The following is a 15843-nucleotide window of genomic DNA, read 5'->3' as shown; positions in this document are numbered from 1 at the left end:
GGCCGCTCCCGCCGCGACGCCGGCCGCTCCAGCGGCCACCGCCAACGCCGCGAACGCGCCGTCCGCGGCGACGCCCGCGAACGCGGGCGCGAAGAAACCCGCGACCGCGCCCGGAGCGCTGCTCGGCGGCGGCAAGATGGACGCCCAGCGCATGCTCGCGCTGATGGACGCCGGCAAGGAGCCGTTGCGCGGCTTTCTGATCAAGCACTCCAGCGACGCCGAACGCGCCTTCTTCTTGCGCAGCGCACAACGCCTGTTGCCGACCAACGCGCGCAGCGACATCAGCGTCAACGATTTCATCGTGGTGATTCCGGCCTTCACCGTCAGCGAGCTCACCGCGGCGTTCCAGATCGGCTTCCTGATCTTCCTGCCGTTCCTCATCATCGATCTGGTGGTGTCCAACATACTGCTCTCGCTGGGCATGATGATGCTCTCGCCGACCACCGTCTCGCTGCCGTTCAAGCTGTTGTTGTTCGTGCTGATCGGCGGCTGGGCCAAGTTGGTGCACGGGTTGGTGTTGACGTATGGCGCTTGAGGCGGGGATTCGGGATTGGAGATTCGGGATTCGCAAGGGCGGCATGCACCATGCCTGCGATTCCCGCGTCCTGATCTCAACCCTGCTTTCCTAATCACGAATCCCTAATCACGAATCCCGGCTCCCTATGGGCGACATGCTCGAAATGACCAAACAGGCACTGTGGCTGACGCTGTTGCTGTCGGGCCCGCCGGTGGCCGCCGCGGCCGTGGTCGGTCTGGTGGTGGCCTTCATCCAGGCCGCCACTCAGCTGCAGGAACAGACGTTCGCCTACGCGATCAAGTTCACCGTGATCGTGGTGACCTTGTTCGTCACCGCATCGATGATCGGCGGCACGCTGTACACCTTCGCCGACCGCATCTTCATCGATTTCCCGGGCATGGTCCGGCACTGATGCGCGGCTGCGAGATCCGTCGGCGGCGCGGTCGCGGCGCGCGATGAACATCGACTCCTACGGCAATGTGCTGATCGCGCTGGGGCTGGTGCTGCCGCGGGTGATCGGCTCGTTCATGATGCTGCCGCTGATCACCACCGAGAACATGCCGCCGCTGGTGCGCAACAGTTTCATGGTGAGTCTGGCGATCGTCGCCATTCCGGTGGCGATGAACGGCGTGCCGCTCGATCAGTTGAACGCGCTGGATTTCGCGCCGGTGGTTCTGAAGGAACTGTTCATCGGCGTGTCGATCGGCTTCTGCTTCGGCATGGTGTTCTGGGCGCTCAGCGCCGCCGGCAACGTCATCGATACCCAGGTCGGCATGACTCTGGCGCAGGTGATGGATCCGATCCAGGGCCATCAGGCGTCTTTGCACGGCAACTTCTTGTCGCAATTCGCGGCCTGGCTGTTCATGGCCAGCGGCGCGTTCCTGGTGTTTCTGGATCTGCTGCTGTCGAGCTACGCGATGTGGCCGGTGGTGTCGTTCTTCCCGAACCTGCAGGCGGCGGGGATGGAGTTGTTCGTCGGTCAGTTCAGCTATCTGATGACCGCATTGCTGGTATTGGCCGCGCCGGTGATGGTGGTGCTGCTGCTGATCGACCTGTCGTTCGGCCTGGTCAACCGCTTCGCTCCGCAGCTCAACGTGTTCACCATCACCATGCCGATCAAGGCCTGGCTGGCGACCTGGATCATCCTGTTGATGCTGGGCGTGTACGTGGAGATCGTGCTCGACCGGCTGGCGGGCAATCGCGGCCTGTTGCAGGCGCTGCACAGGGTGTTCGGCGGCTGAGGCAGGCGGGTCTTGTAGGAGCGGCGTAAGCCGCGACCAACCGCAGCCCGGTACGCAAGAGCGGCGGTCGAAGCTGGGAGGTTTGAGGGCTCGATGTAAAGAGCACAGTCGGAGATTATCGCTCCGGCGGATTGAGTGGTATGCGGCGTCTAATGTAAAGAGCGGCCGGAGATTATCGCTCCGGCGGGGTGCGTGGTATGCAGCGTCTTCGGTTAGTCGCGGCTTGAGCCGCTCCTACAATCGGACCTCAGGCTGCGTCGGTTGTTCGCAAAACTGGGGCGTGCGGGCTTTGCGCGCTCACTCCACCGGCGGCGGCAACTCGATCTCGCTGGTGTCGCCGTCGCGCAAGCGGCGCACGCTCTCGGCCCAGTGCAGCACCTCGGCCACGGCCTCGAAGAACTCGTTGCCGATGTACTCGTCCAGTTCGGCGCGTTCGTTGAGGCCGCGCGCCAGCTCGACGTTCTGCAACACCGGCACGCCGGCCTCGATCGCCGCGCGCTTGATCTGCTCGGCCATGTAGCCCTCGCCCTTGGCCACCACCATCGGCAGATCGGTGATGCCGTGCTCGTACTGCAGGGCGATGGCGATGTGGGTGGGATTGGTCACGACGACGTTGGATTGGCGGACGGCATTGAGCATGTTCTGCTGCGACCACTCTTGATGCAACTGCCGGCGCTTGCTCTTCACGTGCGGGTCGCCCTCGCTCTCCTTGACCTCTTGCTGGATGTCGCGCCGGCTCATCCGCAACTGCTTGATGTAGGCGAACTTTTGATACCACACGTCGATGGCCGAGACGAAGAAGAACACGAAGATCGTCCAGATCACGATCCGCACCAGGCCGTACCAGATGCCCGAGCCCATCGCGTCGGCCGGCGCATAAGGCAGCAGCATCAGCTGCGCCAGCATCTTGTAGATGACGAACACGCCGATGCCGATCAGCGCGGAGCTCTTGATGGTCGACTTGACCAGCTCGACCAGGTTGTCCATCGAGAACATCTTCTTGACGCCCTCGGCCGGATTCATCTTGTCCAGGCTGGGCTTGAGCTTGCCCAGGCTCAGCACCGGGCCGACCTGCAGGAACTCGATGACCACGCCCAGGAACACCGCCATGGCCAGCAGCGGCAGGGTCAACCACAGCAGCGCGTCGAAGGCGGCGGCGCCGACTTCGCGCAAGGCGTCGCCGAAGGGTTGGTTGATCGCCTTCAGGCTGGTCTCGAACAGCCGGATCATCTTGGTGCGCATGAAATCCAGCATCAGCCAGCCGCACACCACCCAGCCGAGCAGCAGCACGGTGCTGGTCAGCTCCTTGCTCTTGGCGACGTTGCCTTCCTTGCGGGCGTCGCGGATCTTTTTTTGGGTAGGCGGCTCGGTCTTGTCGGCGCCCTGGTCCTTCGACATGCGCGACTCTGCTGCGAGAGGATCAGGAGGCTAGCATGCAGCCGGCGACGCGGAAGTGGCGGGTGTCAGCAATCGCGCGGGGCCTTCGCATGACCGGGGTCCACGCGCAGGGCCAAGCGAACGACTGTTGTTGCGCAGCGCGGGCTGACAACAGGGCGAAGGCTCGCTGCGCGAGCTCCTGCCCTGCGCCGACTCGCCCGATCCGTCCGTGTCGGCGCCAGGCCCCTGGGCTGGCTTCCCCGCCCAAACTCGCCCCGAAGCGCCGCCACGGATGAACGGGCCCCGCCCGACCTAGGGTCACCCCGAGTTGGCCCTTTGCCCCCCGGGCGCTACATTTCGCCCATCCCCCCGACTTCACCCGTTGCCCGCCCCGCATGAGCACTATCGGCCCCGACTCGCGCATCGACCGCACCGGCTTAGACAGCCAGGCTGCGCTTGAGACCCTGCGCAGTCGCGAGCCGGCGGCTCAGGATCCGATCCACCACAGCGCCGCGGCCTCTCAGAGTGTCCCGGCCTACGCCCCGCCGGCGGTCGATGCCGGCGAGACGGTGCTCAATGCCGACGCGTGGCGCGACGTGCCCGCTGGCGAACGCCTGCTGGCCGGCGATGCCGGTCTGGAGCGCGAACTCGGCGCGATGGACCTGTCGGCCGCGGCCGATCGCGGCACCGACGCGGTGCTGGACTCGCTGACCGCCTGAGCCCACGCCCGGGCTTGATCGCCTTGGGCCACGGCCGTCGCCGATTTTCGCATCGCCGCCCGCAGGCCCGCTGGGCTAGGCTAGTGATCTCTCCGCTCCCCGTACGCATCGCGCCGTGAACGACGCTGTTCCCTCTCCCGAAGCGCTGCGCGCCGCGGCCGACCGGCTGATCTCGGCGCTGGCCGCGCACAGCGACCCGGAGTACCGCCTGACCGTGCTCAAGCGGGTGGTGCGCCGATTGGGCGAAGAGCGCTATCCCTTGTTCATCCGCCTGCTCGGGGTGGTCGCCGAAAGCGACGACGTGCGCGCCCAGCGCCTGCTCGCCGACACCTTCGGCACCGCGCTGCGGCGCATGGACCTGCCCGGCGGCGCGCTCAGCTCCTGGGGCGCCACGCGCCTGCCCGATGCCACCGGCCCGGTCGCGGTCAGTTCTTTGTCCGGACATTTCTTCGGCGCCACGCCGCGGCGCCAGTTGGGCCCGGTGGAGTATCTGACGGTCTGGTATCTGCAGCGCACCCAGCGCACCGCACTCGGCGCGGCCACGTTCCGTACCGCGCTGTCGCGCCTGATCGCCCTGCTCAACCGTAACGAGGATGCGCGCACGCTGTACCCGCAAAAGCTCGCCTCCGACGCGCAGAACGAACTCGAAGGCGCCTACACCCGCGCCACCCGCGAACGCCTGGCGGCGATCGCCGCGGCCTGGCGCGCCGGTCTATCGCCCGACGCGGTGGCGCAAGCAGCCTTGGACGCGGACCCTTCGCCGCATCCCAGCGGCTGGGTGGTGCGCGATCTGTGATCGCGCCCGCGCCGCCGGCGCGGATATACAAGGGACTTGCGCATGGGCATGTTCGACACCTATCACCCCGACGGGCCGTTGCATTGCCCGGTCTGCGCCGCACCGCTGCACGAATGGCAGGGGCGTGACGGGCCGAACGCGCTGTTGCATTGGCGCCAGGGCGAGTCCGATCCGTTCGCTTGCGATCAACAAGACGAGGACCTCGTCGATCCCGACGTCGGTCTGACGGGCTGGTCGTTGCCGCCGCGCTTCAGTTTCTATTGCTACGATTGCGCGTGCCCGTATCCGGTCGATGCGATCGGCGAGTGCGAGCACGGCGTGTGGCGCCGGACCGTCCTCGTCGACGCCGCCAACGCGCGTCAGCGCAAGCACGAGACGCGCGCGCAGTGGTCGGCGCGGCAACGCTGGCTGCGCGGGCTCGCACGCCGCTGAACGCGTCGCGCTGCGACACTGGGCCACATCCGCGCCCGCCGCGTCGGTGCTGCAATGCAGCCCTTCCGTATCGACGAGGTGGCTCGTGCGCGATCATCGAACCTCGGCCGCATCCGCGTGGCTGCTAAGCGTAGGAGCGCTGTCGACAGCGTCGCTTTCACGCCGTCGCGTGCTCGCCGGCCTCGGCGCGATGGCGATGCTGTCGGCCTGCGGCCGCGCCCGACCGCTGTCGCTGCACGGCATCGACCTGAGCCACCACAGCGGCTTCGGCCAGGATTTCCGTCTGCTCGACCCGCAAGGGCGCGAACGCAGCCTGGCCGATTTCCGCGGCAAGCCGGTGCTGCTGTTCTTCGGCTTCACCTTGTGCCCCGACGTATGCCCGACCGCGCTGACCCGCGCGGTGCAGATCCGCAAACTGCTCGGCCGCGACGGCGACCGCCTGCAGGTGCTGTTCGTGACCCTGGACCCCGAACGCGATACACCGCAGGTGCTGCAGACCTACACCCGCGCCTTCGATCCGGATTTCCTCGGCCTGTACGCCAGCCCGCAACGCATCGCCGAGACCGCCAAGGCATTTCGCGTGGTCTACGCCAAGGTGCCCACCGGTTCGACCTACACCATCGACCATTCGGCGCTGAGTTACGTCTACGACGCCGGCGGCACGCTGCGCATGGCGCTGCGTCACGAGCAGAGCGCAGCCGACTGCGTGCACGACATCCGTCAAATCCTGTGAGGCCGCCATGCCGATGAACCGCTCTATCGCCGCGCTCGCGGCCGCCGCCGCCGCCGCCGCCGCCGTGCTGAGTCTGTCAGCCGCAGCTTACGCGCAGGTCAAAGCCACACAGGTCGCAGCCGCGCAGGTCGCGATCCAGGAGCCGTGGGTGCGCGGCACCGTACCGCAACAAAAGGCCACCGGTGCGTTCATGCGCCTGACCGCCGCGCGCGATCTGCGCCTGGTCGCGGCGCGTTCGCCGATCGCGGGGACGGTCGAAGTGCACGAGATGAAGATGCAGGACCAGATGATGCGCATGCGCCAGATTCCCGCGTTGGATCTGCCCAAGCACCGCGCGGTGGCGCTGGCGCCGGGCGGCTACCACATCATGCTGATCGATCTGAAGCAGCCGCTGAGCGCCGGGCAGCGGGTCGCGATCACCCTGGTGTTCGAAGATGCGACCGGACAGCGCAGCGAGCAGACCGTGCAGGCGCCGGTGCGCGCGCTGGGAGCGAATCCGCCTTGAGCTTGGGCGTCCTGGGCGCCTGAGCACGAACCGTGCGGGTGGAATTGCGGCGTTGCATGAGAACGGCGGGCGAGCGCTGCCGCGTTAGTCCCACGCATTCGTGAGTGCGTGAGCTTTTGTGGGAGGGAGCTTCAGCCCCGACGCTTTTCGATCAGGTCGATGCGGACCCGAATCATCGGATCGAAAAGCGTCGGGGCTGAAGCTCCCTCCCACAACAGAGTTCCTGCATTCAAGAGGTCAGTGGCCAGGCCGCATCGGCGACTACAGCCCGATCGCGCTGCGCTCCGGACCGGGACGCTTGCCGAGCTTGCGCTGCAGCGATCGCCGGTGCATGCCGAGCAAGCGCGCGGTCGCCGAGATGTTGCCACCGGTGTCGTTGAGCGCCTGCTGGATGTGCTCCCACTCCAGCCGACGCAGCGGCGTCATCGTATCGGGCGCGTCGGCCAAGGCCGGCGTATCGGTCGATTCCAGGCCCAAGGCACCGAGAATCGCCGCGATGCTGGCCGGCTTGGGCAGGTAGTCGTCGGCGCCGCGCTTGATCGCGTCGACCGCGGTGGCGACGCTGGCGTAGCCGGTCACCAAGACGATGCGCATGTCCGCGTGCAACTCGCGCAGCGGGCGGATCAACTGCAGGCCCGACTCGCTGCCCAGCTTGAGATCGATCAACGCGAACGCGGGCGCCTGGGCGAAGGCATGGTCGAGCGCTTCGCGGATCGTGGCGGCGGTGCGCGCCTGGATGCCGCGTCGCGCCAGGCTGCGCTGCAAGGTCGCGGTGTAGGCCGCGTCGTCGTCGACGATCAGGCCGTCGACGCCGGTGCCGTTCACAACGGCACGGGAGAAGGTCGTTGCGTTCATGCGCGGCATCCTAAACCCGACGGCGCGCGCCGGGCGTGCGGCAAACTGCCACAGGGTGAGTGGACGCCGCTTGCGAGCCACCGGCTCGCGCGTCCGCGAACGCCCAAACGCCATGCGCTTGGGCCGGAGCGAAAGCTGGGTGACGACGCCACCCAGCTTTGTCCAATCAGACGATCACCGCACGGCAACCATCACTGCCGCTTGCAATCCACCACTTGCTCGGCATCGGTGCCGTAAGCGACTTCATGCAGGGTGATCGACGTGCCCTTGCCCGCCTGCAGGCCGAACGGAACTTCCAGCTTGCCCATGTTCGCGCCAGCGGTGCGCACGCACTTGAGCGGCACGCCGATGCGCTGCCACTGGCCCTTCGGCAAACCGCGCAGGATATCGCCGAGCGGCATCTTGGCCTCGCACTTTGGTCCGCTGCACACCGCCAGCAGGTTCGCATCGCCCGCGCCGACCGCATCGACCTTGAGCGTGATCAGCAGCTGCACATCGCCGTTGGTTTCGCGGATCAGTTCGATCGGCGCATCGGCGACCCATTCCACCCGCGCGTCGTTCTTCCAATCCATCCGCCACGCGTCTTCCTGCGCCTTGTAGTCGACGGCGCTTACCTTGACCGCGCCGTCGGCCGTGGCCAGCGGCGGCTTGATCGCATCGGCTGTCTTGCCCTGGGAGTTCACCCGCAGCTTCCAGCCATGCGGCAGCGCGCCGCGGCCGAGAAACTGCATCGAGCGCTGATCCAGATCGGCCGTGCCCGGATCTTCCGACAGCGCGCCGGTCTTGATCGGTTTGGCGTAGCTTTGGCCGTAACCGAACGCGAACTGCGGCGCGTAATCCTTATCGCCGACGTTGACGATCTGCACCGCTGTGCGCGGCCAGGAATACGACAGCTTGCCCTTGAAGTCGTGCGCCACGCCGCCCTTGGCATTGCGCAGCAACACGTCGGCGATGCCGCCGCCTTCCGAACCCGGCAACCACGCCGCGACGAACGCGTCGGAGGCGTTTATCTCGCGATTGGTCCACAACGGCCGGCCCGACAGAAACACGCTCACCACCGGGATGCCTTCGGCCTTGAGCCGCTTGAGCGTGTCCAACTCGGCGTTGCGCGAGCCGCGGAACGACACTGTGCGCAGATCGCCCTGGAATTCGGCGTAAGGGTCTTCGCCGTAGACGAAGATCGCCACGTCCGGCTTGCTCGCGTACTTGCCGTCCTTGGACAGCTCGGCCTGGCCGCCGGCCGCCTGAATCTGCTCGCGCAGGCCGGCCCAGATCGACTGCGCGTTCGGGAAATCGCTCGGCTTCAACCCGGTGCCCTGCCAGTTCAAGGTCCAGCCGCCGGCCTGCTTGGCGATGTTGTCGGCGCCATCGCCCAGCACCAGCACGCGCTGCTTGGGCGAGATCGGCAGCACGTTGGCATCGTTCTTCAGCAGTACCAGCGACTCGCGCACCGCCTGGCGCGCGATCGCGCGATGCTCGGGGCTGCCGAGCAGTTCGAACTTGCCGCCGAGCGGACGCTTGGACGGCGCGCCGGCTTCGAACAGGCCCAGCCGCAGCTTGACCCGCAGGATGCGGCTGACCGCATCGTCCAGGCGCGCCATCGTAATCTCGCCGCTGTTGACCTGCTTGAGCGCGTTCTCGTAATAGCCGCGCCAGCTGTCGGGCGCCATCAGCATGTCCACGCCGGCGTTGAATGCGGCCGCGCAGTTCTCGTTGGTGCAACCGGTCACCTGGCCGTGCGCGTTCCAATCGCCGACCACGAAACCGTCGAAACCCAGGCGTTTTTTGAGCACGCCGGTCAACAGATCGGCGTTGCCGTGCATCTTGCGGCCCTGCCAACTGGAGAACGAGGCCATCACCGTCTGCGCGCCGGCCTTCAGCGCGGGCGGGTAACCGGCGCCGTGGATGTCGCGCAGTTCTTGTTCGCTGATCTTCGCATCGCCCTGGTCGCGGCCCTCGAAGGTGCCGCCGTCGGCGAGGAAGTGCTTGGCCGAGGCGATCACGTGCGCGCCGTCGAGGAACTGCTTGCTGCCGACCTTGCCCTGCAGGCCTTCGATCGCCGCGGCGGCGTAGCTGACCACCACCCGCGGATCCTCCGAATAGCCCTCGTAAGTGCGGCCCCAGCGCTCGTCGCGCGGCACGGTCAGGGTCGGCGCGAAGGTCCACTCCATGCCGGTGCTGCGCACCTCGGCCGCGGTCGCCGCGCCGATCTTGCGGATCAGTTCGGGATTGCGCGTGGCGCCCAGTCCGATGTTGTGCGGGAACAAGGTCGCGCCGATCAGGTTGTTGTGGCCGTGCACCGCGTCGATGCCGAAGATGATCGGAACGGCGACCTTGCCGTCGCTGTCATCCATCGAGGCGTTGTAGAACTTGTCGGCGATGTCCAGCCATTCCTGCGGCGGCGCGGCGTAGTTGCCGCCCGGTTCGGAGATGCCGCCGGGTTCGGAATTTCCGCCGGCGAGCACCGAACCGATGTGATATTTGCGTACATCCTCGGGGGTGGCGCTGTTGATGTCGGCCTGGACGATCTGGCCGACCTTCTCCTCCACGCTCATCCGGGCCAGCAGCTGCGCGATGCGATTTTCCAGCTTGGCGTCGCGCGGGATCGGCGGCTTGCCGGCCGGCCAATGCGCCGGATCGATGCTCGCCGAGGCCGCAGGCGCGGGGTCGGCGGCGGCCGCCAACCCCGGCAACAGGGCCAGGGCGATGGCGCAAACCAGATGCCGGCGCCGGGGATTTCGCGACTGGATCGAAACAATCGCCGTGCGCTGGTCTGCGCTAAGCTGTGCGTTCATGCAATGCTCCTGTGGCCTGGAAGGTAATGCGCGGCTTGCGTGTGAATAAAGCCAAAGCCGTGCGAAACGGATGAGTATTGGCCGCGCGTTCTGGCAAAATGCAGGCAACACGCGGTAAAGGAAACGACCGGTTATGCGGGTTCGCATCGAAGATGTGGCGGAAGCGGCAGGCGTGTCGATGAAGACCGTCTCGCGCGTGCTCAATCAAGAGCCCAACGTCAGCGAGGACACGCGCAAGCGCGTGGAAGCCGCCGCGCGCAAGCTGCAGTATCGCCCCAATCCATCGGCGCGCAGCCTGGCCGGGCAGCGCTCGTTCCTGGTCGCGCTGCTCTACGACAACCCGTCCAGCAACTATCTGATGGAAGTGCAGGCAGGCATGCTCGATGCCTGCATCGCCCAGCACTACAACCTGATGCTCGGGCCGGTCACCTACGGCGACCGCAAGTTCCTCGCCAACGTCGACGAGATCATTCAGCACTCGCGCGCCGACGGCCTGGTGCTGACGCCGCCGCTGACCGATCACCCCGGCCTGATGAAGCGCCTGGGCCAGCTCGGCATTCCCTACGCCAACATCTCGCCCAAGCTGCGCTCGGGCCGCATCGGCGTGGTGCTCGACGAGGAACGCGCGGTGCGCGAGATGATGGCGCACCTGGTCTCGCTGGGACATCGCCGCATCGCCCACATCAAGGGCCATCCCGAGCACGGTGCCAGCCAGTGGCGCCTGAACGGCTACCGCGACGGGCTGGCCGCGGCCGGCATCGAGTTCGATCCGGAGCTGGTGGTGGAAGGCGACTTCCACTACGACACCGGCGCGATCTGCGCGCAGCGCTTGCTGCTGATGGACGATCCGCCGACCGCGATCTTCGCCGCCAACGACGACATGGCCGCCGGCACCATCCGCACCGCCAGCGAGATGGGCTTGTCGATTCCCGGGGACGTGTCGGTGTGCGGTTTCGACGACACGCCGATCTCGCGCCAGATCTATCCGCCGCTGACCACGGTGCGCCAGCCCACGCGCGAGATGGGCCGCCTGGCGACCAATGAACTGTTCAAGCGGATCAAGACGCCCGATGGCGGCCAGATGATCACCGCCGGTTACGAGCTGCAGCTGCGCCAGTCGACCGGTCCGATCGGCAAGGGCCGCGCGCGGCGGCGCTGAGAAACCGCGCGGCCGGAGCCTCGGCCCGGCTTGCGCGAACGCCGTCGCGATGGCGACGGCGTTCGAAAGATGAGCGGTGTGCGCTCGCGTGTTCACCAGAACAGCGCGTACAGCGCGATCAGGATCGCCACCACCGCGACCGCCGCCACGTTGAACGACGGCGAAGTCGCGTAGCTGACGCCGTCGTTCTGGATGCGGTCGCGGCCGGCGCCGGACGGAGTCGCCAACGACACGATCACCGCCAACGCCGCGGCGAGCAGAAACACCACGCCGACCCGGTTGACGAACGGAAACTCCGGCCATGCCAGCTTCAGCGCCACCGACAGCGCGAACGAACCCACCGCCGCGGCCAGCGCGCCGGCTTCGTTGGCGCGCTTCCAGAACAGGCCCAGCACGAAGATCACCACGATGCCCGGAGTGAAGAAACCGGTGTATTCCTGGATGTACTGGAAGCCCTGGTCGAAACCGCCGATCAGCGGCCGCGCGGTCACGATCGCGATGGCGATCGCCACCGCCGCGGCGATGCGCCCGACCCGCACCAGACGCTGCTCGCTCGCTTCGGGGCGGTGCTTGGCGTAGAAATCCAGGGTGAAGATGGTCGCGACCGAATTGATCTTCGATGCCAGCGAAGCGACGATCGCCGCGACCAACGCGGCGAACACCAGGCCCAGCACGCCGCTGGGCAGCAGCGACATCATCGCCGGATAGGCATCGTCGGAGCGGCTCAGCCCCGGCGACAGCATCACCGCGGCGATGCCGGGCAATACCACGATGATCGGCAGGATGATCTTCAATCCGGCCGCGAACACGATGCCCTTCTGCGCCTCGCGCAGATCCTTGGCGGCCAGCGCGCGCTGGATGATGTACTGGTTGAAACCCCAATAGCTCACGTGCATCACCCACAAGCCGCCGAGCAGCACGCCGATGCCGGGCAGATCCTTGTAGTGCGGATTATCGGGCGACAGGATCATCTTGAAGTGATCCGGGTGCGTGGCGATGAGCTTGTTGAAACCGGCGACCACGCCCGCGCCGTCGCCGATCTTGCTCAAGGTCAGTCCCGCCACCAGCAGACCGCCGAGCACCAGCAAAGTCACCTGCACGATGTCGGTCAACGCCACCGCCTTGAGCCCGCCGTACAACTGATACGCCAGCGCGAACGCGCCGAGCAGCGCCAGCGCCAGCATCTGGTCCATGCCGGTGACCTGGGCGACGGCGAGCGAACCCAGCCACACGATCGAGGTCAGGTTCACGAACACGTACAGGCCCAGCCAGAACACCGCCATCAGGGTGCGGATGCGGTTGCCGTAACGCTCCTGCAGGAACTGCGGCATGGTGTAGATGCCGTTGCGCAGGAACACCGGCAGGAAGAACTTGCCGACCACCAGCAACGTGGCCGCGGCCATCCATTCATAGGACGCGATCGCCAGACCCAGCGCGTAACCGGAGCCGGACATGCCGATGATCTGTTCGGCCGAGATGTTGGCGGCGATCAGCGAGGCGCCGATCGCCCACCACGGCAGCGCCTTGCTGGCGAGGAAGTAATCCTTCGCGGTCTTCTCGTGCCCGGCTTTCTCGCGCGACACCCATTGCGCGAGAGCGAACACGCCGGCGAGATAGATCAGGACGATCAGGGTATCGAGCAGAGGAAGTTTCATGCGATTCCGTGGGCTTTGTTCATGGGCTCGAGTTCTGAGCGCTCTGTCTGCCGTCATTCCCGCGAAGGCGGGAATCCAGGGCCTTTCGTGCGAGAACGCTTGAAGTCACTGGATTCCCGCCTTCGCGGGAATGACGGCTGGGAGATACACAGCATCCGGAAGAATCAACTCGCGCCGACACCCGCGACACCCCGCCGACCCGGCGCCGCGCACCGTGGGGTATGCGCGGACACCGGGGCGGCGAGGCAGGGACGCCGCGATGCCGTCATCAGAAGTTCCAACGCACGCGTACGCCATAGCTGCGCGCGTCGTTGAGGAAGCGCGTGTTCACGCTTGAACCCACCAACGCTTTCTGCGACACATCCTTGTTGGTCAGATTGCTGCCCCAGGCCTCGACCCGCCAACTGCCGTCGAGCGAGCTGAAACCGATGCCGGCGTTGACCTGGGTGAAGCCCTTCTGCTTGTCCGGGAAACCGGCGGTGCTCGCGTCCTCGACCCGGGCGACCGCGCCGGACGCGTCGCGCAGGAAGGTCACGTCGCGATCGTTGTACTGGGTCAGGAAGAACGAAGAACGATGCGCGGCCAGGATCTGCCAGTCGAAGGTGCCGCGGCTGAATTCGATCGCCTGTTGCAGGCGCGCGTTGAAGGTGAACTCCGAGGACAACGGCAATTCGTTGCCGGTCAGGTCGATCTGCGAGGTGATGCCGCCGTTGGCGTAATCCTGGCTGCGTACGTCGGCGACCACGCCCTGCTTGATCTCGGTCTTGAGGTACAAGGCGTTGAGGTCGAGGGTGAAGCCGCCGCCGAAGCGCAAGCGGCTCTCGGCCTCGATACCGTACAGCTCGGACTTGCCGACATTGCGGTTGACTAACGCGAAACCGTTCGGCCTGCCGTCGGGATCGAAGGCGATCGTGGTCAGGTCCTGGAACACCTGATCCTGGTAGTCGTAATAGAAGCCGGCGACGTTGAAGGTCGACGTGCGGCCGAGGAATTCGAAGGAGTTCTTCGAACCGATTTCGAACGAGGTCAGCTCCTCGGGCTTGTAGGTTTCCGGAATGACGTTGACGTCGAAGCTGTCGTTGAAACCGCCGGCCTTGTGGCCGGTGGACACGATGGCGTACAGCAGACTGCGGTCGCTCAGGTCGTACTCAAAGCCCAGGCGCCAGTCGAGAAAGTCGAAGGCGCTCGAGCCGTGCTGCTCGGACGGAATGCCCAGGGTGATGAAGCTGTGCTGGCCGTTGGCCGGGCAGTTGACGGTGTTGCCGCCGATGTCGGGACGGTCGATGCAGGTACCGTTCGGACGCGTTCCGTCGACGATGCCCTGCAGTTGCTGCTGCATGGTGTCGCGCGCGCCGGCCTGCAGGATGCCCTGCAACAGATAGCGCGCCTTGTCGGCGTCGGTGACCAGGCCGGTGGTGTCGAAGCTGGGTCGGTCGAGCAAGGTCGGCTTGAAGCCTTCGGTGCCCAGACGGGTCTGGAACACGCCGCCGTCGCCGCCCAGGCCGATGGTCCAGTTGCCGCCGATGCCGTCGCGCGACTTGCGCTCGTCGGTGTAGCGCAGGCCGCCCTTCACCCGCAGGCGATCGTTGACGTCGAAGGTACCGTCGCCGAACACCGCCCAGGACTTGCCGTCGACGTCGGGCATGGTGAACTCGGTGCCCGAATAGAACGCGCCCTTGTCGGCCAGCGCGATGAAGCCGACCTGCTGCTTCTCGTGGAAGTAGAAGCCGCCGGTGGTCCAGCGGAAGCGCGCGTCGTCGTCGGACGACAGGCGCACCTCGTGGGTCTGCGCCTGCGAGCGCGCCTGCAGATAGTTGGTGCCGAAGTTGTCGTAATCCAGCCCGCCCCAGGTCGCCGGTTCGCCCGGCGGACGTTGGCGCAGGTCGCGGCCCGGCCAGGTGTTGCCTTCCGACGCCGAGTTGATCTGGAAGTAATCGACGTCGCGATAGCTGCCGTTGTATTCCAGATTCACCGCGCCGAAGTCGTAGCGCACCGTGCCCTGGAAACCCCACAGCTTGTTGTCGACCTTGCCCTGCACGCCGCGATAGACCATCGAACGCATGTCGATGTCGTCGGGTTTGAAGCCCGCCTCGGCCGCGTCGAACACGCCCGCGCCCGGATAGCCGGTGCCCAGTTCGCGGCCGACATCGAGCATGGCGAACACCGACAGCTTGTCGTCGGGTTCGTACAGGAACGACAGACGGCCGGCGGTGTCGTCCTGGATACCGGCCGGCTCCAGGTGTTGCCACAGACCGGCGTTCTTGTAGCCGGATTCCTTTTCGATGTGATAGCCGGCGAAACGCAGCGCGGCGTACTCGCCGAGCGGGAAGTTCAATGCGGTCTCGTAGCCTTTCTGATCGCGGTTGCCGACCTCGGCCTGCACGTAGCCGCCGAATGCGCCGCCCAGCTCGGGCTTCTTGGTGATGATGTTGAGCGTGCCGGCCAACGCGTTGCGGCCGCGCAAGGTGCCTTGCGGGCCCTTGTTGATTTCCACGCGTTCCAGATCGTAGAACATGGCGCCCAGGCCGCGCGGACGCGGGATGTAGGCGCCGTTGACGTGTGGCGCCGCGCCCGGATCGCCGAGTTCGGTGTTGTTCGAGGAACCCACGCCGCGGATGAAGACCTCCGTCGCGCCTTCCTGATTGGCGATGCTCAGGCCCGGCACGGCGACCTGGATCTGACGCAGCTCGTTATTGATGCCCAGACCGCGCAGATCGTCCTGCGACAAGGCCTGCGCGGTGCCGGCGTATTTCTGCAGGCTCTGCTCGCGGCGTTCGACGGTGACGATCACCGAATCCAGATCGGTCGCTTCGCGCTGCGCGGCCGGTTCGCGCGCGGGCGCGGTGTCCTGCGCGGCGGCGGTGCCGGTCAGCAGTGCGGCCACGATGGCCAGGTTCAAGCTCGAACAACGGTTACGCACCTTCATCAGAACATCCCCTCCCGAGGGTCGGCGTCGAGGCCGATCGTATTGTTGGTGGCGTGAGCGATTCCGGCGCGGACGCCCTGGCTCGGGCCGGCCGACAGTGCGGAAAAGCTTGTAACGCGGCTATGACAGCGCT

The 15843-nt window shown here is 66.4% G+C and carries 14 protein-coding genes; 9 read left to right on the top strand and 5 right to left on the bottom strand.

All coding sequences use genetic code 11. The features are described 5' to 3' along the window. The first annotated feature begins 136 nt into the window (after window positions 1-136). The 3 genes from ACTOWJ_RS14040 (at window position 137) to sctT (ending at window position 1758) form a co-directional block, all read left to right on the top strand. Entirely contained in the window at window positions 137-535 is a 399-nt protein-coding gene (locus ACTOWJ_RS14040; protein WP_441335449.1) for a hypothetical protein, read from the top strand. Between the two features lie 127 nt (window positions 536-662). Continuing rightward, the gene (gene sctS, locus ACTOWJ_RS14035; protein ID WP_441335248.1) at window positions 663-929 is read left to right on the top strand and encodes a type III secretion system export apparatus subunit SctS; all 267 of its coding nucleotides are present in this window, start codon (window positions 663-665) and stop codon (window positions 927-929) included. A gap of 43 nt (window positions 930-972) precedes the next feature. After that, window positions 973-1758, top strand: coding sequence for a type III secretion system export apparatus subunit SctT (sctT, locus tag ACTOWJ_RS14030; protein WP_441335247.1), 786 nt, complete (start codon window positions 973-975; stop codon window positions 1756-1758). 297 nt (window positions 1759-2055) lie between these two features. Here sctT and sctU read toward each other — a convergent pair whose 3' ends face one another. After that, on the bottom strand, window positions 2056-3156 hold the full coding sequence (gene sctU, locus ACTOWJ_RS14025) for a type III secretion system export apparatus subunit SctU (protein ID WP_441335246.1): 1101 nt from the start codon (window positions 3154-3156) through the stop codon (window positions 2056-2058). A gap of 374 nt (window positions 3157-3530) precedes the next feature. On the opposite strand from sctU, the gene ACTOWJ_RS14020 reads away from it, so the two are divergent. The 5 genes from ACTOWJ_RS14020 (at window position 3531) to ACTOWJ_RS14000 (ending at window position 6320) form a co-directional block, all read left to right on the top strand. Beyond that, entirely contained in the window at window positions 3531-3854 is a 324-nt protein-coding gene (locus tag ACTOWJ_RS14020; RefSeq protein ID WP_441335245.1) for a hypothetical protein, read from the top strand. A 115-nt stretch (window positions 3855-3969) separates the two neighbouring features. After that, on the top strand, window positions 3970-4650 hold the full coding sequence (locus ACTOWJ_RS14015) for a hypothetical protein (RefSeq protein WP_441335244.1): 681 nt from the start codon (window positions 3970-3972) through the stop codon (window positions 4648-4650). Window positions 4651-4692: 42 nt separating this feature from the next. Continuing rightward, a complete protein-coding gene (locus tag ACTOWJ_RS14010) occupies window positions 4693-5082 on the top strand; it encodes a hypothetical protein (RefSeq protein ID WP_441335243.1) in 390 nt (129 codons plus the stop codon). A 169-nt stretch (window positions 5083-5251) separates the two neighbouring features. After that, window positions 5252-5815 (top strand): SCO family protein, encoded by a 564-nt coding sequence (locus ACTOWJ_RS14005; protein WP_441335242.1) that lies wholly within the window; start codon window positions 5252-5254, stop codon window positions 5813-5815. Window positions 5816-5828: 13 nt separating this feature from the next. Further along, window positions 5829-6320: a copper chaperone PCu(A)C gene (locus ACTOWJ_RS14000; protein ID WP_441335241.1), complete on the top strand. Its 492-nt coding sequence runs from the start codon at window positions 5829-5831 to the stop codon at window positions 6318-6320. A 261-nt stretch (window positions 6321-6581) separates the two neighbouring features. Here the strand turns inward: ACTOWJ_RS14000 and ACTOWJ_RS13995 are convergent, their stop codons facing one another. Continuing rightward, a complete protein-coding gene (locus ACTOWJ_RS13995) occupies window positions 6582-7175 on the bottom strand; it encodes a response regulator transcription factor (protein ID WP_441335240.1) in 594 nt (197 codons plus the stop codon). A gap of 191 nt (window positions 7176-7366) precedes the next feature. Beyond that, on the bottom strand, window positions 7367-9970 hold the full coding sequence (locus tag ACTOWJ_RS13990) for a glycoside hydrolase family 3 N-terminal domain-containing protein (RefSeq protein ID WP_441335239.1): 2604 nt from the start codon (window positions 9968-9970) through the stop codon (window positions 7367-7369). Window positions 9971-10103: 133 nt separating this feature from the next. On the opposite strand from ACTOWJ_RS13990, the gene ACTOWJ_RS13985 reads away from it, so the two are divergent. Beyond that, window positions 10104-11129, top strand: a complete 1026-nt coding sequence (locus ACTOWJ_RS13985; protein WP_441335238.1) for a LacI family DNA-binding transcriptional regulator — start codon at window positions 10104-10106, stop codon at window positions 11127-11129. A 92-nt stretch (window positions 11130-11221) separates the two neighbouring features. Here the strand turns inward: ACTOWJ_RS13985 and ACTOWJ_RS13980 are convergent, their stop codons facing one another. Together ACTOWJ_RS13980 and ACTOWJ_RS13975 are read right to left on the bottom strand one after the other, a co-directional pair. After that, the gene (locus ACTOWJ_RS13980; RefSeq protein WP_441335237.1) at window positions 11222-12784 is read right to left on the bottom strand and encodes a sodium/sugar symporter; all 1563 of its coding nucleotides are present in this window, start codon (window positions 12782-12784) and stop codon (window positions 11222-11224) included. Window positions 12785-13052: 268 nt separating this feature from the next. After that, window positions 13053-15710, bottom strand: a complete 2658-nt coding sequence (locus ACTOWJ_RS13975; RefSeq protein ID WP_441335236.1) for a TonB-dependent receptor — start codon at window positions 15708-15710, stop codon at window positions 13053-13055. Window positions 15711-15843 lie beyond the last annotated feature (133 nt).

Source organism: Lysobacter sp. CA199, from assembly GCF_052078715.1.
In the GTDB taxonomy this organism is placed as follows: domain Bacteria; phylum Pseudomonadota; class Gammaproteobacteria; order Xanthomonadales; family Xanthomonadaceae; genus Lysobacter.
The sequence above is the reverse complement of the archived record's forward strand: the minus strand, read 5'-3'. Positions and strand labels throughout refer to the sequence as shown.